The sequence below is a fragment of the Chryseobacterium endophyticum genome (assembly GCF_056333165.1).
In genome coordinates this window covers 170,440-189,302 of record NZ_JBWGXE010000001.1, presented here as the reverse complement: position 1 = coordinate 189,302, position 18,863 = coordinate 170,440, and the positions used below count along the sequence as shown (strand labels likewise).

General features: G+C 41.2%; 14 protein-coding genes. 12 read left to right on the top strand and 2 right to left on the bottom strand.

From position 1 onward, the window contains the following. Nucleotides 1-49: 49 nt before the first annotated feature. The 3 genes from AC0N32_RS00840 (at nt 50) to AC0N32_RS00830 (ending at nt 4,385) form a co-directional block, all read left to right on the top strand. Nucleotides 50-1,591: a protein adenylyltransferase SelO gene (locus tag AC0N32_RS00840; RefSeq protein WP_476391989.1), complete on the top strand. Its 1,542-nt coding sequence runs from the start codon at nt 50-52 to the stop codon at nt 1,589-1,591. A gap of 86 nt (nt 1,592-1,677) precedes the next feature. Further along, nucleotides 1,678-3,036: a T9SS type A sorting domain-containing protein gene (locus AC0N32_RS00835; protein ID WP_476391988.1), complete on the top strand. Its 1,359-nt coding sequence runs from the start codon at nt 1,678-1,680 to the stop codon at nt 3,034-3,036. Nucleotides 3,037-3,110: 74 nt separating this feature from the next. Then, complete coding sequence (locus AC0N32_RS00830; RefSeq protein ID WP_476391987.1) at nt 3,111-4,385, top strand: DUF6080 domain-containing protein; 1,275 nt, start codon at nt 3,111-3,113, stop codon at nt 4,383-4,385. A 716-nt stretch (nt 4,386-5,101) separates the two neighbouring features. Here the strand turns inward: AC0N32_RS00830 and fumC are convergent. Then, nucleotides 5,102-6,496, bottom strand: a complete 1,395-nt coding sequence (gene fumC, locus AC0N32_RS00825) for a class II fumarate hydratase (protein WP_476391986.1) — start codon at nt 6,494-6,496, stop codon at nt 5,102-5,104. A gap of 301 nt (nt 6,497-6,797) precedes the next feature. On the opposite strand from fumC, the gene AC0N32_RS00820 reads away from it, so the two are divergent. From AC0N32_RS00820 to AC0N32_RS00810, 3 genes are all read left to right on the top strand, one after another. Continuing rightward, nucleotides 6,798-8,405 carry a fumarate hydratase gene (locus tag AC0N32_RS00820; RefSeq protein WP_476391985.1) on the top strand — a complete coding sequence of 536 codons (1,608 nt, stop codon included), beginning with the start codon at nt 6,798-6,800 and terminating at the stop codon, nt 8,403-8,405. 78 nt (nt 8,406-8,483) lie between these two features. Then, the gene (locus tag AC0N32_RS00815) at nt 8,484-9,548 is read left to right on the top strand and encodes a serine hydrolase domain-containing protein (RefSeq protein ID WP_476391984.1); all 1,065 of its coding nucleotides are present in this window, start codon (nt 8,484-8,486) and stop codon (nt 9,546-9,548) included. 115 nt (nt 9,549-9,663) lie between these two features. Continuing rightward, entirely contained in the window at nt 9,664-9,972 is a 309-nt protein-coding gene (locus tag AC0N32_RS00810; RefSeq protein WP_294300754.1) for a hypothetical protein, read from the top strand. 93 nt (nt 9,973-10,065) lie between these two features. Here AC0N32_RS00810 and AC0N32_RS00805 read toward each other — a convergent pair whose 3' ends face one another. Next, entirely contained in the window at nt 10,066-10,935 is an 870-nt protein-coding gene (locus AC0N32_RS00805; RefSeq protein ID WP_476391983.1) for a helix-turn-helix domain-containing protein, read from the bottom strand. Between the two features lie 127 nt (nt 10,936-11,062). Here AC0N32_RS00805 and AC0N32_RS00800 point away from each other — a divergent pair, with 127 nt between their 5' ends. From AC0N32_RS00800 to AC0N32_RS00775, 6 genes are all read left to right on the top strand, one after another. Next, nucleotides 11,063-12,106 carry a T9SS type A sorting domain-containing protein gene (locus tag AC0N32_RS00800; protein WP_476391982.1) on the top strand — a complete coding sequence of 348 codons (1,044 nt, stop codon included), beginning with the start codon at nt 11,063-11,065 and terminating at the stop codon, nt 12,104-12,106. Nucleotides 12,107-12,212: 106 nt separating this feature from the next. Then, entirely contained in the window at nt 12,213-13,475 is a 1,263-nt protein-coding gene (locus tag AC0N32_RS00795; RefSeq protein ID WP_476391981.1) for an NHL repeat-containing protein, read from the top strand. Then, nucleotides 13,402-14,268, top strand: coding sequence for a T9SS type A sorting domain-containing protein (locus tag AC0N32_RS00790; protein ID WP_476391980.1), 867 nt, complete (start codon nt 13,402-13,404; stop codon nt 14,266-14,268). Before AC0N32_RS00795 ends, AC0N32_RS00790 begins: the two co-directional genes overlap by 74 nt. 232 nt (nt 14,269-14,500) lie before the next feature. Beyond that, nucleotides 14,501-17,341, top strand: coding sequence for an alpha-amylase family glycosyl hydrolase (locus AC0N32_RS00785; protein WP_476391979.1), 2,841 nt, complete (start codon nt 14,501-14,503; stop codon nt 17,339-17,341). A gap of 122 nt (nt 17,342-17,463) precedes the next feature. Continuing rightward, nucleotides 17,464-18,549, top strand: a complete 1,086-nt coding sequence (gene prfA, locus AC0N32_RS00780; RefSeq protein WP_089858019.1) for a peptide chain release factor 1 — start codon at nt 17,464-17,466, stop codon at nt 18,547-18,549. Between the two features lie 54 nt (nt 18,550-18,603). Continuing rightward, the gene (locus AC0N32_RS00775; protein WP_476391978.1) at nt 18,604-18,774 is read left to right on the top strand and encodes a T9SS type A sorting domain-containing protein; all 171 of its coding nucleotides are present in this window, start codon (nt 18,604-18,606) and stop codon (nt 18,772-18,774) included. Nucleotides 18,775-18,863 lie beyond the last annotated feature (89 nt).

The window sequence follows — 18,863 nt, the reverse complement described above, 5'->3', positions numbered from 1 at the left end:
TTTCAATGATTTGGAAGGTCTTTTCTTTTTTAATTAATACCTTTGGGATATGAATATTGAAAATATAGAGCAACCATTTATAAAAAAATTTCCGGGAGATTTTTCGGGGAATATGATGCAGAGAAATACTCCCAAAGTTTTATTTTCAACGGTAAGCCCGGCGGATTTTGAGCGTCATGAACTTATCGTTTTTAATGAAAAACTTTCGGAAGAAATCGGTTTGGGGACATATGAAAAAAAAGATCTTGATTTCCTCGTTGGAAACCACCTGCCTCAAAACATAAAAACCTATTCAACCGCCTATGCAGGGCATCAGTTTGGCAATTGGGCAGGGCAGCTGGGAGATGGCAGGGCAATCCTTGCGGGAGAAATCACGAACAGCTTGGGACAGAAAAACGAAATACAGTGGAAAGGTGCCGGAGCAACGCCCTACTCAAGACATGCAGACGGAAGGGCCGTCCTGAGATCATCGGTTCGGGAATATCTGATGAGTGAAGCCATGTACCACCTCGGAATTCCTACAACCAGAGCCTTAAGCCTTACTTTTACAGGAGAAGAAGTGATTCGGGATATGATGTATAACGGAAACCCACAATACGAAAAAGGGGCTGTAATCATCAGAACAGCAGAAAGCTTTTTACGTTTCGGTCATTTCGAACTGATGTCCGCCCAAAAAGAATATACCACCCTGCAGGAACTCGTAGACTTTACTATTGAGCATTATTTTAAAGAAATCCAATCAGAAGGCCATCAGAAATACAGGGATTTTTTTGAAGCTGTCTGCAGAAGAACCGCTGATCTTATGGTCGAATGGTACCGTGTAGGGTTTGTACATGGCGTAATGAACACGGATAATATGTCGGTTTTAGGCCTTACTATTGATTTTGGCCCATATTCAATGATGGATGAATACGATCTGAATTTCACACCCAATACGACCGACTTGCCAGGAAGAAGATATGCTTTCGGAAGACAGGCCCAGGTTTCCCAATGGAATCTTTGGCAGCTGGCGAATTCACTTCACCCAATAATCAAGGATGAAAAGTTCCTGGAAGACGTCCTGAATGATTATGGAAGTTATTTTTGGGAGTCTCACGACAGAATGCTCTGCAGAAAATTCGGTTTTGATCAGTTGCTGACAAATGATGAGAAATTTTTCACAAACTGGCAAAGCCTGATGCAGGATCTTAAGCTTGACTACACTCTGTTCTTTAATGAACTTGAAAAGTATGATGATCAGAAAGATCTGAGACTTCAGTTTGAGAATGTTTCCTATGCTTTTCTGAATGATGAGAAAATTCTGAGACTGAAAGATTTCATGACAGAATATCAGTCAAGATTGGAGAAAAATATTATTTCAAAAGAAAGATCTTTGGACATCATGCACAAAACCAATCCCAAATTTATCTTAAGAAATTACCTCTTGTACCAATGCATTCAAGAAATTAATGAAGGAAAAACGGAAATGCTGCAAAAATTAACCCATGCCCTTGAAAATCCGTACCATACCATTTATCCGGAATTCTCTGCCAAGAGGCCGTCAGGGTATGATGATATTTCAGGATGCTCAATGCTTTCGTGTAGTTCTTAAGTTAAAGTCACAAATAAAAAAATATTAACATAGAAATAGGTCAACATATCTGCTTTTTTTATTAGTTTTACAAAAAAAGAATTTTTATGAAAAGAATTTTACTATCTGCTCTTGCGCTGGCTATTAGCTCATCGGCTTTTTCTCAGTATTGGACAACACAAAATACTGCTTTCGCTACTGCATCTAGAGGTATTGCAGGACTGGAGGTTTATGATGCCTCTACCGTTTGGGCTTTTGCTTATGATGGAAGTGCTCAATCTGGTACACCACCAAACATACAAGAGTTTACTAAAACGTCTAATGGAGGTACCACTTGGACTTCAGGAACAATTAATGTTGGAGACCCTACATTAACAATAACGAATATTTCAGGAGTTAGTAGTACAACTGCATGGGTAGGTGCCTTGGCATCTACTAATACTGATGGTTTGGGTGCCGTATATAAAACCGTTAATGGAGGTTTAACCTGGACAGCTCAACAGGAGTTTTCTTCGGTTGGAGAGTCTTATTTAAATTTTGTACATGCATTTGATGCAAACAACGTCGTTGCAGGTGGGGATCCAGAAACAGGAGTATTCGAAGTGTATACAAGTTCTAATGGAGGAACTTCGTGGACGAGAGTTTCTGAAATAAATATTCCTTTTCCTCTTGCTAATGAGTATGGTTATAATGCAGGATATTATGCTGTAGGCAACAATATATTTTTCTATACGAATAAAGGGCGTATCTTTAAATCAACAGATAAAGGGGCAACATGGAGCATTGCATTTGAGGGTTCAACGTATAGCCTTACAGATTTTGGATCAGCAACGGTAAACGGAGATATGGCGTGGAGTGATGCGAATAGAGGGATCGTGCTTAAAAAGAATTTTATCGGATCATCGAGCAATCCAACACCTTCAGCTATCGCACTTTACAGAACTACAGATGGCGGATCGACATGGTCAAGTGTAACATTTACAGGAATTACTGCTTCTAATAGAATTAATGATATCACATATGTACCGGGCACAAATATTTTGTTGGCAACAAGTTCTGCAGGCGGGTCTTGGAAAAGTTTAGACAATGGATCGACTTGGACTGCAATAGATAATGTGCAACATTTAAGCGTAAGATGCTCAGACGCTAATACATGCTATTCCGGAGGGTTTAATACTTCGGCTACAGTTGGTGGAATGTTTAAATCATCACAGTCTCTGGGAACAAAAGATTTAAATAAAGCAATGAGCAATTTATCTGTTTACCCTAATCCAACCAAAGGGGAAATCAGCATCAAGTCTGACAAGAAAATTAAGTCTTCTGAGGTTTTAGATATTGCCGGAAGATCAATCTTAAGTTTCTCATCAGAAAAAGCAGATCTTTCTTCACTTGCAAAAGGAGCTTATGTATTGAAGATAGAATTTACAGACGGATCTTCAAGTTCTGAAAAAATTATTAAAGAATAATTACATCGTATTTAAATTCTTAAACTCACCTTCATGGTGAGTTTTTTTATTTTATTTTTGCAAAAACATTAGAAGTGCCAACATTCAAGAAAAAATTTATAGATCTTTTGAAGATCATCTTCCCATCAACCGGAATTGAACTTGTCATTTTCCTCTTCTTCCTGGTTGTTTACGGCTATCTGGGCTCTTATATAGCCATCCACTACAAGATTATTTTTGACAGCAGAATTCCGTGGGATGCTTATTTCAGTTTCGACAACAAGTCTATTGTTATGACCGGAGGAAGCTTCGAAAGACATCCGCTTTCCTATTATTTCTTTAAGGGTATCAGAAAGACTGCTTTGTTTTTTTCAGACGGTAAAATGGACGGGAATTTCCGATTTGCCCTGGCCTGGTTTAGTAATATCGCAGTAAGTCTCAGTATTGTTCAGGTGTATAAATATCTGAAGAATATCATTCATTTGCCCGTGTACATCAGTATTTTACTCATCCTTTTTTTAGGGTCATTTTCTACAACAATTCTCTTATCATTTACCCCGGAAAACTTCACCTATACGCTTTTATTGCTCGCCCTATTCAATTATTATTCAGCGGTAAAACTTAACAATGAGGAGAAGATACCTGCGCTGGCTTTGGCCTTTTCGGGAGTAGCCATTGGCGGTCTTACAATTACCAATATTTTTAAGGTTTTCATTCCTGTAACCTTTGAAAAAGGGGTTTTTAAAAACTGGAGAAAATTCGGAAATGCTGCTTTAAGGGTAGTATTGACCTGCACCTGTTTTATCCTGCTTTATCTTAACAGAATCGATTTTAAGTACGAAAACATTTTCAGCAAAACGAATGAACAATACGAAAAATTCTCAAACGTAAATTCAAGACCTTTATGGGATATGATTCTTTCCTATTTCTTCGGCGGGAACGTATTATTTTCAAACTTCATTGTTACCGACAGAAACAATATGCAGGGATATGAGTACAAAGGACTCTTGATGGATGTTTATTCTTCGTGGGTTCCTTACATCTTTATCGCCGTTTTACTCGCATTGATTTTGTGGAGCTATTTTAAAAATTTCAGAAATAAACTGGTGCAGATTCTTATGGTATCATTCATTTTTGACATCATCATCCATTGCGTGATGAGATTCGGATTGCATACCGCTTTCATCTATGGAGGGCACTTTGTTTTCGTATACCCTTTACTTATCGGATGGCTGATGAGTGCTTATAAAAATTCCCCGAAAACACTTTCATTCATCATCTCTGTATTCTTTATACTTTTCGTTTATGTATTAGCAAATAACTGCCTGAGAATGAACGAATTTTTTATATTTTTAAATAAATATTATTAATTAAAAAATTTCATAGAAATTATCTTTCGAAAGCATTCCGTTTTAAAATAAATTTGACTAAAAGTTAGTTTTCAGTGACATCCTTTTCGGAAATCCTCTTTATTATAAATTTATTAAATCGTTTTTAAATTCTAACTTTATTTTTAACATTTAGAATTAAGGTTTAATTTCTTAATTAAAGTGAGTTCGGTTTAACGATACTATTCAAATATCAATAGAAATGGGCTTTAGCCCATTTACCTTATGTCGGATAATCAGCGGCTTTAGCCGAAACCTACGATAATCTTGGCTAAAGCCAATTTGGAATTACAATTTCATGTCGGGCTAAAGCTTGACGTAATTATAAAATATAATAACATGAATTTCTTTTTCTCTTATGTGATCTAAAATATTTTCAAAATATGCCAAATATCTTCTGTGACTCATGTGTAAAAATAAACTCAGGCAGAAACATTTTTGATGGATGAGCCCTCTTTTACGTGCTTGTTGGTGATGCCGGGTTTTCAGAGATTGGTATAGCCAGAAATATTTATCCGCATGAACCCTAAAATTTATCAAGGTAAATTGAACGATTTATCTTGATGATTTCCGGAAATCATCAAGGTGAATTTTAAAGGTCAACAAATTAAGTGGTAAAAATAAAACCAAACTCCGGCTGAAATACCGGAGTTTAATAAGATTGTGAGTTATTAATGATGAGCTTTTTTGCCGTAAATCTACTTCAGGCTTCCCACCATATCCTCAGGCTTTACCCATTCATCAAACTGTTCGGCAGTTAAAAGGCCGAGATTCACGGCTTCTTCTTTTAAAGTGGTGCCGTTCTTATGGGCCGTCTTCGCGATTTTGGCTGCATTTTCATAACCGATGTGCGTATTCAGGGCGGTCACCAGCATCAATGATTTATCCACCAGTTCTTTAATCCTTTCATGATTCGGCTCGATCCCTTCGGCACAATGGTCATTGAAAGAAATACAGGCATCCGCGATCAGCTGGGCCGACTGCAGGAAATTGTACGCCATTACCGGTTTGAAAACATTCAGCTCATAATTCCCCTGGGTTCCGGCGAATGAAATCGTGGTGTCGTTTCCTAACACCTGTGCGCAAACCATCGTCATCGCTTCATTCTGCGTAGGGTTTACTTTTCCCGGCATAATGGAAGATCCCGGCTCATTTTCCGGAATGTGGATTTCCCCGATTCCCGAACGTGGTCCCGAGGCCAACAGCCGGATGTCCTGGGCAATCTTAAACAGGGAAACGGCCAGCTGTTTCAATGCACCGTGGGATTCCACGATAGCGTCATGGGCCGCCAGTGCCTCGAATTTATTTTCTGCCGTTAAAAAAGGAAGTCCGGTAAATTGGGAAATGTATTCCGCTACTTTTACATCATAACCCTTCGGTGTATTTAGACCTGTGCCTACTGCCGTTCCGCCTAAAGCCAGCTCGGAAAGATGAGGTAAGGTGTTTTTCAATGCTTTGATCCCGTAATTCAACTGGGCTACGTACCCGGAGAATTCCTGTCCCAGAGTCAGCGGGGTGGCATCCATCAGGTGGGTTCTTCCGATTTTAACGATGTCTTTGAAAGCTTCTGATTTTTCAGCTAAAGTATCCCGCAATTTTTCAACCGCAGGAATTGTCGCTTCCACCACTTTTTTATAAGCGGCGATGTGCATAGCGGTAGGATACGTATCGTTGGAAGATTGGGATTTGTTGACATCGTCGTTCGGGTGAACTTCCGCCTTCTCTCCCAGGGTACCGCCGTTGTTTACATGCGATCTGTTGGAGATCACCTCATTCACGTTCATATTCGATTGTGTTCCAGAGCCGGTCTGCCAGATTACGAGAGGGAACTGATCATTTAGCTTTCCGTCTAAGATTTCATCGCATACTTTAGCGATCATATCTCTTTTTTCCGCTGGCAGAACGCCCAGATCCGTGTTGGTAAAAGCGGCGGCTTTTTTTAGATAAGCAAAAGCTTCGATAATTTCATGCGGCATGGAGCCTTCCGGTCCGATCTTGAAATTGTTTCTGGAACGTTCGGTCTGGGCACCCCAGAATTTGTCGGCAGGAACCTGCACTTCACCCATGGTGTCTTTTTCTATTCTGTAATTCATTGTGATGGATAGATTTAATTCAACCATAAAAGACATAAAAATTCAGTTTAAATTTTAAGATTGATAGTAAAAAATGAAATCTTTGATTTTTACTTAAGTGTTCTCTTGTTCTCAACTTAAAACTTACGTGACTAATGTGCCACAAAAACTTTTGTGCCTTTTGTGGTTTAAAAAGTTTTCCTAAAGTTAATCATTGCCCGAAACATTCGCAATTTATAATCATTATAAATATCAATCCAAGTCACTGATTTTGCTCATGCTTTTTTCACGATGTTTTATTTTTGCAGCCAAAGAAAAGAGAATGGAATTTAAATATCAGGATCCGTATCCGATTCAGAAAGATGATACGGTGTATAAGAAGCTTACCTCAGACTATGTAAAAGTGGAGCAACTGGGAGACCGCGAAATTTTAACCGTTGATCCGAAAGGGTTGGAATTGTTGGCGGAAGAAGCCATGGCGGACGTTTCTTTTATGCTTCGCTCCTCACACCTGGAAAGTCTGAGAAGAATCATCGATGATCCTGAAGCAACGGATAACGACCGTTTTGTCGCCTACAACCTGTTACAGAATGCTGCGGTGGCGGCAGAAGGAGCTTTACCTTCCTGCCAGGATACCGGAACAGCCATCGTGATGGGAAAAAAGGGGGAGAATGTGTACACAGGAGTGGATGACGGAGAATATTTGAGTAAAGGAATCTACAATACCTATCAGAAAAGAAACTTACGCTATTCCCAAGTCGTTCCTTTAACGATGTTCGATGAAAAGAATTCCGGTTCCAATCTTCCGGCACAGATCGACATCTATGCTAAAAAAGGGGACTATTATGAATTTTTATTCTTAACCAAAGGAGGAGGCTCGGCCAACAAGACGTTCCTGTATCAGAAGACGAAATCCTTATTAAACGAAAAATCCCTGGAAGAATTCATCAAAGAAAAAATTTCGGATCTTGGAACTGCGGCTTGCCCACCTTACCATTTGGCTTTGGTGATCGGAGGGACTTCTGCTGAAGCCAACCTGGCTGCGGTGAAAAAAGCATCTGCAAAATACTACGATAACCTTCCGACCGAAGGAAACGAAGCAGGACAGGCTTTCAGAGACCTGGAATGGGAGGCGAAAGTACAGAAGATCTGCCAGGAAAGTGCCATCGGGGCACAGTTTGGAGGGAAATACCTGACGCACGACGTGAGGGTTATCAGGCTTCCGCGTCACGCCGCTTCATGTCCGGTTGGAATGGGTGTTTCCTGTTCAGCAGACCGGAACATCAAAGGAAAAATTACCAGAGACGGTATTTTTCTGGAGCAGCTGGAAGTAGATCCGAAAAGATTTTTACCGGCAACGCCGCCACACCTGGAAGAAGCGGTGGAAATCGATCTGAACAAACCGATGCCGGAAATTTTAGCCGAACTTTCAAAATACCCGATCAAAACAAGATTAAAATTAAATGGAACGCTGATCGTAGCAAGAGATATTGCCCACGCGAAGATCAAGGAGATCCTCGACAGCGGCCAGCCGATGCCTGAATATTTCAAAAACCACCCGATCTATTACGCGGGACCTGCCAAGACGCCGGAAGGAATGGCTTCAGGAAGTTTCGGACCGACAACAGCGGGAAGAATGGATGTGTATGTGGATGAATTCCAGAGCCACGGCGGAAGCATGATCATGCTGGCCAAAGGAAACAGAAGCAAGGACGTTACCAATGCCTGCGGAAAATATGGCGGGTTCTATTTGGGCTCAATCGGTGGTCCGGCAGCAATCCTGGCGAAAGACAATATTCTTTCCGTTGAGGTCGTGGATTTCCCGGAATTAGGGATGGAAGCGGTACGGAAGATCGAAGTGAAAGATTTCCCGGCGTTCATCATTACCGATGATAAAGGGAATGATTTTTTTGCAGATCTCGCTCACTAAAACAATCTATAAAATAAACACTACTTTGTATTGCATGGTACTTTTTTAAAAGCTACTTTTGCAATACAAATTAGTATCATGAAAAAAACATTTCTCGCATTACTGTTAAGCATTGCTCTTATTAATTTATCATTTGCTCAGCTTACTCAAAAGATTGACAGCATCATACAAACCGGATTTAAGGATCGGAATGCTCCGGGCGGAGCCTTTCTGGTTTCAAAAAAAGGTAACATTATTTATGAAAAAGCTTTTGGAAAAGCCAATCTTGAATTAGATGTCGACATGACTACCGATAATGTTTTTCAGATCGGTTCCATGACCAAGCAGTTTACGGCAGTTTCAATTCTTATTCTCGAGCAACAGGGAAAACTGAAGGTAAATGATCCCGTTTCTAAATATATTCCTGATTATCCTTCGGGAAATACAATTACCATTCATCATCTTTTAACGCATACGTCGGGTATTAAAGATTTCACCAAAATGAAAGCCCTTTCGGAGATTGCCCAGAAAGAAATGTCTCCAAAAATGATGGTAGACTTTTTTAAAAGTGAGCCGGTAGATTTTCAACCCGGGGAAAAGTTCGACTATAACAATTCCGGCTATGTATTGCTGGGATACCTGATCGAACTGGTTTCCGGTGAAAAATATGAAGATTTCGTTAAGAAAAACATCTTTGAAAAAGCGGGAATGAACCATTCTTTTTATGCGAGCGACCGGAAAATTATTAAGAACAGGGCCTATGGCTATCATGAAAAAAGCGATGGCTTTGTGAATAAAACAGTCATTAGCTTCAGTGTTCCGTTTGCATCCGGTTCGCTGATGTCTACGGTAGAAGATATGCTGAGGTGGCAAGAAGCTATTAACGGCAATCTTATTCTGGATGCGGCCCACACCCGAAAAGCATTTACAAAATATAAGCTCAACAGCGGTGAGGAATTTTCCTACGGCTACGGATGGCATCTGAAAGATATTAACGGAGTACCCGACAGAGAACACGGAGGAAGTGTTTTCGGATTCAAATCCATGGCGGTCTATATCCCGGAAAGAGATATCTATGTTGTAGGATTCAGCAATTGTGACTGCCATTCCCCGACCCAGATCATAAAAGATATGGCAGGGCTTGTAGCGAAGAACCCGCAATAATGGAACAGTATTCGCTTCTGATTAGTTTAAAATCAAAATAAATAATAAAATAGGAGATATATCTTTTGTGTAAAAAAATAAAAAGTCCTATTTTTGCCTAAAATCTTTAAGAAAAATGATAACGATTTTATCAGCATTTTGGCCGTTTTATCAGTTCCTTTGGACAGTATTTTTCATCATGATGTTCCTTGTAGGGTTCTGGTGTATTTTCATGTTCTTCGGATTTGTTATCCCGTTATGGTTAACGGAAGGTTTAAAAGAGTACTTCGGAAAAGTGAAGCCCTTCAATCCTGAAGACATCAGAAGCAAAATGGTGTATGAGCAGGAAGGTGTAGAGGTGATTTACAACGAGCCTAAAGGACACGGTCCGTTCATCCACGATCACGGTCATGGGCACGATATCCACGAAAAAGGACATCATTAATTGATTGTCATTGTTTTCCCACATGAATTCCGGGAAAGCAATATCAAAGCAAAACAACATATATTAAAACCACTTATCTCGGTAAGTGGTTTTTTAGTTTAACGATTCTGCCCTAAGCTTTTCCGGCGCAACGCCGAATTTCTTTTTAAAGGCGCGGGTGAAATTCTGAACATACTCATATCCGCATTCAATGGCGATCTCTTTGATCATCATTTTCTTATCAATGATCAGCTTTTTGGCTTTCAGCATTCTTAGTTCTGCCATATAATCGCTTACCGTAAGATGGTACTGTGCTTTAAATTCTTTCCGGATCTTGTTCTGGTTGATCCCGATCAGTTTCCCGATCTCCTCAACTTTTATATTTCTGTGGTAATTCTCATCGATAAATTTTTTAATCACGGACGGAGTCCGGGGAACTTCTTCCAACGTATTTTTTTCATGAAACTGTTCAAAAATAAGGAGCAGCAGTTTGATCATTTTAGCTTCGACAAACAATTTTTGCAGCACTCCTTTTTTGGAATAGCTAATAATTTCCTGTAAAATGAAGTGCATTTCCACTGTCATAGAAGGAGGCGTTTGCCTATGCAGGAAAATATAACGGTTCCGGATCATGCCTTCCAGAATCTCGGCATTTTCCTTATTGGATTCCGGATTGATGAGGTTTAAAATATAGTCGTAATTGATCTGGATCTGTAAGTATTTGAGCATTCCTTCATCTTCCGTCCACAATTGGGCTGTGTTTTCTTCACGGGAATAATGCAGGATATATTGGTTTTTTTTAAACAGGAATTCCGTTCCGCAGTCTTCGGCACTGAGGTGAATATTTTCGCTTAGAAAAAAAAGAAGATTGAAGCTTGCCCTGCCTTCTGTCATATTAGATTTGGAAAACATACCGGCATACAACCTTTCCTTCATAAAAATGTTGATGTTTTCAGAACTGAATAATAATTCCTGATTCTTCATACGGATGATTTTACAAATAAGTACAAATACGATAACAAAAAGTTTGTTAATGATAACCTGGTCTTAAATAAGTCCAATACTTTTGCGCAAAATTAATTATAATTTAGAATAAATAAAAATAATATTTATGATGAATACGGTATTTACTTCTTTTTGCACAACAGGGCTGGCGGTCTTGTTATTAATAATATCAGGGTATGCAGATGCACAGTCCTGCAACAATACAGATCCGGGAAACACTTCTGGAAATACAGGATGTGTGTCTTTCGTCTATCGGGGACAGGGAGTGACTTACTCTACGGTAAGAAGCGCGGATGGAAAGATCTGGCTCCGGCAAAACCTGGGAAGTAGCGCGGTGGCTTCATCATTAACCGATACCGGAGCCTACGGAGACCTGTTCCAGTGGGGAAGATGGGATGATGGCCATCAGCTGAGGAATTCCGCCCTGCAGGCGAACGCTCCCACACCGAATAATCCTTCCGGACTCAGCGGAAACAGTACAGGTTTTTATTCGGCAGGTTATAATTCATCGGCCAACTGGTGGTCGGGAGGTGCCCCGGATAATCAGTGGACGGCATCAAGCCCTTCTTCTGTCACTGCGATAAACGGAGCAGATCCATGCAAAGCCATCGGAGCCGGATGGAGGCTTCCTACAGTCAATGAAATAGAGACTGTTCTTACAGTGGAAAATATTTCGGACACAAGTTCCGCGCTTGCCAGCAACCTGAAGCTGGTGCCTGCAGGTATGAAAGACTACAACGGAATCTTTTCACCGGGAACCAGGCTTTATCTCTGGTCTTCTTCATCATCGCCTTATGCCGGTTCCGGCCAGCATCTGTATATCAGCCAGTACTCTGCACTTACCAATAATGGAGGAAGAGATGGCGGAATGTCCGTAAGATGCATTAAAGATACTTCAGTTATGTTGGGAACTTCTGACTTAGGAAAGTCTTATGCAGGCGTCTATCCTAATCCGACCAACGGTATTTTAAACATCAAAACAGATACTCCTGCTGAAAATGTAATGATTTTCAACGCGGCAGGACAAAAATTGAATGTCGAATTTTCTGAAAATAAAATTGATTTACAACACTTTCCAAAAGGAACATATTTTCTGGAAATTCATTTGAAAGACGGAAAAACACTTTCCCGAAAAATTCTGAAAAAGTAATACCCAATTGCAGATGATCATTGAATGTTAGGAAATGATGATCTCTTTTTGGTAAAATAATTTCCATAAAGGATTAAATATAATTTAGAAATAAAAAGAATTGCTTATGTTCAAAAATTTATATAATGCAGTACAAACAATCGGGGTAAGTGTAGTGTTGCTTACTATAGCTGCAAATTATTCCCACGCACAGCAATGGGAGAATGTCGGGGGAGTACCAACGGTTTCTACGGGTGGAACAAGCTTTAACAATCTGGCGATAAGTCCGTCAGGAAAATATTTTCTTTCTTATTATGATGTAGCCGCGGCTAAAGGTTCGGTGCAAAGGTTTGATGGAAGCTTATGGTCATACGTCGGCGGAAGTCCGGGCATTACCAACACTTATGCAACCTACAACTCCTTGTCGCTGGCTCCCAACGGAAATATTTACTACACCAACCAGGGAACAGGTCTGGAAGTCCGGGAATTCAACGGAACGAGTTGGTCGCAACTGCCAAGTCCCACTACCTCTATGGTAAATTATCAGGCATCGGCTGTTTCTTCTGCCAATATTCTTTTTACCTATTCCACCCACAATTCGGGAACGGTGCAGCGTTTTGTGAACGGAGCCTGGGAGCAGGTAGGAAATGCCGGCTTTTCAGGCGGAGCATCTTTTGCGGAAATGGTAATCGGCAGTAATAATAAAGTGTATACCTGCAATGTCTCTGGCGGTGTGAAAGTATATGAAAACACAACGACGGCCACCGCTTCAGATAACTGGACTTTAGCAGGAGGCAGTATTGTGGATGCCGCATCTTCCAGCGAACAGTACAATTCGGATTTAGCGATCGATGCGAATAATAATCTGTATGTGGCTTATGTTTCCAATTCCGCCAACGGACAGAAGTTAAATGTAAAAAAATTCAACGGAACAGCCTGGTCACAGTTGGGAAATGCTAACTTTTCCAGTGGCAGGGTGCAGCATTTGGCGATAGCTGTTACCAATACGGGAGATCCGTATGTTGTGGCCAGCCGTTGGGAGAATGATGACTTTTCAAGAAATACCGTCTATAAGCTAGACGCTGCTACCCAGACCTGGGGAGCATTCGGCGGAAGTTTTATTTCCGACGGGCAGGCGGTTTACAATGATCTAGCCTATGACAAGGCGAATAATTATCTCGTTTTGGCGTATTCGCAAAACGGAACAAAAGTGAAAAGGATTTCGCTTACTCCGGCTTGTAATGATACCGATCCGGGAAGCAATCCTGGAGATTTAGGCTGTGTAAGATTTAACTACAGAGGGCAGCTATACTACCGTGAGGGCAGCAGATGGAAAAGTATGGCTTCAGCAGAATCTGGGAAGTGCCCAGGTGGCGGCTTCTTTCGATGATGCTAATTCTTACGGGGATCTTTTCCAGTGGGGAAGATGGGATGACGGCCATCAGCTGAGAAATTCTGCAACGGCAACGACCCTTACAGTAAATTCGCCGGACGGATTAGCCGGGACCAATGCTTTTGTAATAGGTTCAGGCGCTTCTTCCTGGTGGGCAACCAATGCAACCAGTAACCAATGGAATGCTGATTCTCCATCTTCGGTAAACGCAGCAACCGGAGCAGATCCCTGCAAGGCAATAAGTCAGGGCTGGAGACTTCCGACTTCGGCGGAATGGGTAACCCTGGTAAGTGCAGAAGGAATTAATAATCCGGCAACCGCTTATGCAAGCCGATTAAAACTGCCGGCCGGAGGATACCGGAGCAATACTTCCGGAACTTTCACATTTGTCGGGCAACGCGGATATTTCTGGAGTTCCGAAACAGCCAGTACAGGCGGCAGGTATTTATACGTCGGATCAACGATTGTCACACCAACTTCCGGAGGGCCAAGAGGACAGGGAGAATCCGTAAGGTGTGTGAAGGATTTCTCCGCACTGGCTACTTCCGACATAGCCCTTACCGTAAACCCGGTTCAGGTCTATCCGAATCCGACTAATGGAATGCTGTACATAAAAGCCGATTTGTCTGTTGAGGCTGCAACTATTACTAATGCAGTCGGTCAGAAAATACCGGCAGATCTTTCAGGCAGCCAATTAAATATGCAGAACCTTCCCAAAGGGCTGTACATGGTGGAAATAAAATTAAAAGGACAATCGGAAAGTATTGTTAAAAAAGTAATCAGAAATTAAAATTAGTCCATATTAAGTTGATAGGGCAGGAGATTCGTAAAAGGATCTTCTGCCTTTTTATTTTGCCTTGTGTCTGATTACTTCCAGGCTGATCGTTTAGCTGAATAAACTTTCAGAAGTAATTCAACGCATAGGATTTCAGTGGGTTAATTTTATTTTTTCCGGACGAAAATCAAAAAGTGATGAAAAATAAATTATCTTTATTAAACTGTACTAAAAAATTAGAAACTATATGAAAAAGTTTTATTCAGGTCTTTTATTGCTGATGGTGGCCTTTGTATTCGGCCAGATCAGCTATACGATTACCCCAAACCCGTTCAATGAGACGACCGCCATTACCCTTACCGTTCCGGGAAACCAGATCGACGAAGCGGCCTGGGGTGTGTCAAACCATGCCATTTACATCTGGTCCTGGTCGCTGGATACCAATTACCAGAACAGCCAGGATTGCCCTACCAACGGAAGTTGGAACAATTCCAACGAGCTGAACAGGCTTGCTTACAATGCAACGACCGACACGTATTCGCTGTCGTTTACCCCAACTGCTTTTTACGGGAGAACCGGAATCGGAAGATTCGGGTTTTTACTGAAAGATAAAACGGGAGCCCATCAGACATCCCCGGATATCTACGTTAATGTCGGAATCTTAAACCTGACGATGACCAACCCGGCGGCAAACAGCTTAACATCGGTTCCTGCAGGAAACCCAATCAACATTACCGCAACAACGAATGTAAGTGCCACATTCCAGCTGAAAGCCAATGGAACGGTGGTAAATTCTACATCGACACCTTCCACTTCTTATGCCTACAGCTATACCGTAACGCAGGATGCAAATATGGAACTGATCGCAACGGATGCCAATTCAACCGTTAAAAATGCGACATTCACATTGCAGGTTCCGAGAAACGTGGTTTCACAGGCGATTCCAAGCTGGATAAAGCAGGGGATCAACTACAATCCTGCCGATAATACGAAAGTGGGGCTGGCTCTGTATGCTCCGTTTAAAAATTTCGTTCATGTGATCGGAAGTTTCAACAGCTGGACGGTAAACGATGCTTATTTAATGAAAAGAGACACGGCGAATCCTGATCTATACTGGATTGAGTTGAGCGGTCTTACTCCGCAGCAGCTGTACACTTTCCAGTACAGGACGAATGACCTGAGAAAGGTAGCCGATCCTTATTCTCCGCAGATTCTGTCTTCGTATGACGATCAGTACATTTCCGCTACCACTTATCCGAACCTGCCGGCATTTCCTGCGGGACAGGGTTTTGAAGTTTCCATGTTTAAAACCGGACAAACGCCGTACAATTGGCAGGTGACGAACTTCCAGCGGCCGGCTAAAGAAAATCTTGTGGTTTACGAATTATTGCTGAGGGATTTCACACAGGAGAAAAACTGGCAGTCACTCATCAATAAAATCACCTATTTAAAAGGGTTAAACATCAATGCCATTGAGCTGATGCCGATCATGGAATTTGAAGGAAACCTTTCGTGGGGCTACAATACCTCTTTCCATTATGCATTGGATAAAGCATACGGAACCCCGGAAAAATTTAAGGAATTTGTAGATCTGTGCCACCAAAACGGGATCGCAGTGATTCTGGATGTCGCTTTCAACCATGCTACAGGGCGTTCTCCATTGGCCAGACTGTGGAACATCGACCCGGACGGAGACGGTTACGGCGATATTGCAGCCAATAATCCTTACTTCAATCAGGTGCCTAAACATTCCTATAATGTCTTTAACGATTTCAACCACACCAGTGCTTCAACGAAATATTACGTTGAAAGGTGTCTTCAGCAATGGCTTACGGAATACCGTATCGACGGCTTCCGTTGGGATTTAACGAAAGGCTTTACCCAAAGCTGCTCCGAAAATGATGAAACGTGCACCAATGCCTATCAGCAGGACCGGGTAGACATCTTAAAATATTATGCCGACAGACAGTGGGCGCTTGATCCGAATTCTTACATGATCTTTGAACATTTGGGAACGGATGCGGAAGAGCAACAGTGGGCGAACTATAGAATCGCTGAAGGAAAAGGAGTGTTGCTATGGAATAAACAGACAGATCCTTACAACCAGAACACCATGGGCTATAAGGAAAACAGCAACTACGACAGGATGAATCATTCGCTTCACGGCTTTACCAATATGTCTGCAGTAGGCTATGGAGAAAGCCATGATGAAGAAAGATTGATGTTCAAAAACCTGGCATACGGTGCGGTGAACGGAAGCTACGATGTGAAAAACCTGAATACGGCGCTTGAAAGAATGAAAACCTTCGGGGCAACCTTCTTTACGATTCCCGGTCCGAAAATGATCTGGCAGTTCGGAGAGCTGGGGTATGAATTCAGCATCAACCGATGCCAGGACGGTACCATCAACAACGGGTGCAGAACGGATCAGAAGCCGATCGCTTTTACTCTTGGATATGATACAGATCTAAACAGAAAAGCAGTGTACGATACATGGGCGAAAATTATCAATATCAGAAATACATATCCGGTTTTCGGATCAAAAACTTACACTATAGAATCTAATAACCTTACCAATGATCCGGACGGATTGATTACAAGGATTTACGTGTATGATAATACCCTTACAAACGGAGTGAAAAACATTGTAGTACTGGCAAATTATACCACCGCTGCACAAAATGTGGTTCCTTATTTCCCGTATATAGGACAATGGGAAAACCTTATGGATACTACGGTCTCAAACATTACTTCCACAACCGCCGCCATCACCTTGCAGCCCGGAGAATTCAGAATTTTTGGAAATTACACGGGAAGTTTGTCAACAATTGATGAAAATGCAGCATCCAGATTATCTTTACAGGTTGCAGAAAATCCGGTAAAAAACAATATGGCAAAACTAGTCTATCATAAAGCGAAAAACGGAGAAATCACCATCTATGAAATGAGCGGTAAAAAGCTTGATAGCTTTATACTTAAAGATGAAGACGGAACCTATGAATTAAAAATAAATTATCCTCCGGGAACTTATCTTGTTCATTTGAAATCCGATTCAGGAGTCGCTATCCAGAAAATGATTGTCAGATAAAATTTCTAAAGACCGCATCTTTGCGGTCTTTTCTTTTTAAAGAGCGGCAATGGAATATTCATTTCATTCGAAATTAGCACATCTACAAATCAATCCGTATCTTTGCCAACTAAATTTTTACTATGTCTAAGAGTTTAATTCCAAAATTAGAAGCTATAAAACAGAGATATAATGAGGTGGCAGACCTTATTATCCAGCCTGATGTGATTTCAGACCAGAAAAGATATTCTTCTCTGAACAAAGAATATAGTGATTTGGGTAAAATTGTAAGAGTTTACGATCAATATAAAGGTGCTTTGGATACGATTGAAGAATCCGACGAGATCATTGCAGATGGATCCGACAAAGATTTTGTAGAATTGGCAAAAATCGAGAAAAACGAAGCTTTGGAAAAAATTCCCGGCCTGGAAGAAGAATTAAAAGTATTGTTGATTCCTAAAGATCCCGCTGATGATAAAAACGTTATTGTGGAACTTCGTGCGGGTACAGGTGGCGATGAAGCGGCAATTTTCGTAGAAGACATCTATAGAATGTATTCCATGTACTTTAAAACAAAAGGCTGGAGACATGAGGTGACCGATTCCAATGAAGCGGCGAAAGGCTACAAAGAACTCATCATGAAAGTGGAAGGAGAAGGTGTTTACGGAATCATGAAATTTGAATCCGGTGTCCACCGGGTGCAGCGTGTCCCGGAAACAGAATCACAGGGCAGGGTTCATACTTCCGCTATTACAGTGGCAGTTCTTCCGGAAGCCGAAGAGGTGGATTTTGAACTGAATCCCGCGGATATCGAAATGCAGACTTCCAGATCAGGAGGAGCGGGAGGTCAGAACGTAAACAAAGTTGAAACGAAAGTGCAGCTGACCCACAAACCATCGGGATTGGTAGTGGTTTGTCAGCAGGCGCGTTCCCAGCTGGCCAACCGTGAACTGGCGATGGAAATGCTGAGAACCAAACTCTACGATATTGAGCTTCAGAAAGTTCAGGGCGATATTGCCGCCCAGCGTAAATCGATGGTTTCCACCGGGGACCGTTCGGCAAAGATCAAAACCTATAACTATCCTCAGGGAAGGGTTACGGATCACCGAATCAACAAATCCATGTACAACCTGGATGCCTATATGAACGGTGACATTTCCGAGATGATCGATGCGGTAATCATGGCAGAAAATGCCGAAAAAATGAAAGGCGAAGAAGAAAATTTATAAAATCTTTATCATAAAATCTTTGTAAAGCCTCTGTTAGCAGAGGCTTTTTTATTTATGGATATTAATTTCCAATACCGTCTTTTTGATGTTTTAGGAAGAATGGTGCAAAATGGAAGTTCTGCTTTTAATACAGAAAGAAATATTCAGGAATTGCAGAAAGGCAGCTATGTCATTCAGATTGAAGCAAATGGTGATCGGCAATTGTTAAAGTTTATTAAAAACTAATTTTCCTGAGAAAAAATGCAAAAGCTGTCAGTTTGGTCTGATGGCTTTTTTTATTTAAACAGTTTCCTTATTTTTGGAAAAATAGCTTA

What these genes read in the sequence shown, in the direction of transcription:
- AC0N32_RS00840 (WP_476391989.1), top strand. Translation starts at nt 50, where the DNA reads ATGAATATTGAAAATATAGAGCAACCATTTATAAAAAAATTTCCGGGA.
- AC0N32_RS00835 (WP_476391988.1), top strand. Translation starts at nt 1,678, where the DNA reads ATGAAAAGAATTTTACTATCTGCTCTTGCGCTGGCTATTAGCTCATCG.
- fumC (WP_476391986.1), bottom strand. Translation starts at nt 6,496, where the DNA reads ATGAATTACAGAATAGAAAAAGACACCATGGGTGAAGTGCAGGTTCCT.
- AC0N32_RS00820 (WP_476391985.1), top strand. Translation starts at nt 6,798, where the DNA reads ATGGAATTTAAATATCAGGATCCGTATCCGATTCAGAAAGATGATACG.
- AC0N32_RS00815 (WP_476391984.1), top strand. Translation starts at nt 8,484, where the DNA reads ATGAAAAAAACATTTCTCGCATTACTGTTAAGCATTGCTCTTATTAAT.
- AC0N32_RS00810 (WP_294300754.1), top strand. Translation starts at nt 9,664, where the DNA reads ATGATAACGATTTTATCAGCATTTTGGCCGTTTTATCAGTTCCTTTGG.
- AC0N32_RS00805 (WP_476391983.1), bottom strand. Translation starts at nt 10,935, where the DNA reads ATGAAGAATCAGGAATTATTATTCAGTTCTGAAAACATCAACATTTTT.
- AC0N32_RS00800 (WP_476391982.1), top strand. Translation starts at nt 11,063, where the DNA reads ATGATGAATACGGTATTTACTTCTTTTTGCACAACAGGGCTGGCGGTC.
- AC0N32_RS00795 (WP_476391981.1), top strand. Translation starts at nt 12,213, where the DNA reads ATGTTCAAAAATTTATATAATGCAGTACAAACAATCGGGGTAAGTGTA.
- AC0N32_RS00785 (WP_476391979.1), top strand. Translation starts at nt 14,501, where the DNA reads ATGAAAAAGTTTTATTCAGGTCTTTTATTGCTGATGGTGGCCTTTGTA.
- prfA (WP_089858019.1), top strand. Translation starts at nt 17,464, where the DNA reads ATGTCTAAGAGTTTAATTCCAAAATTAGAAGCTATAAAACAGAGATAT.
- AC0N32_RS00775 (WP_476391978.1), top strand. Translation starts at nt 18,604, where the DNA reads ATGGATATTAATTTCCAATACCGTCTTTTTGATGTTTTAGGAAGAATG.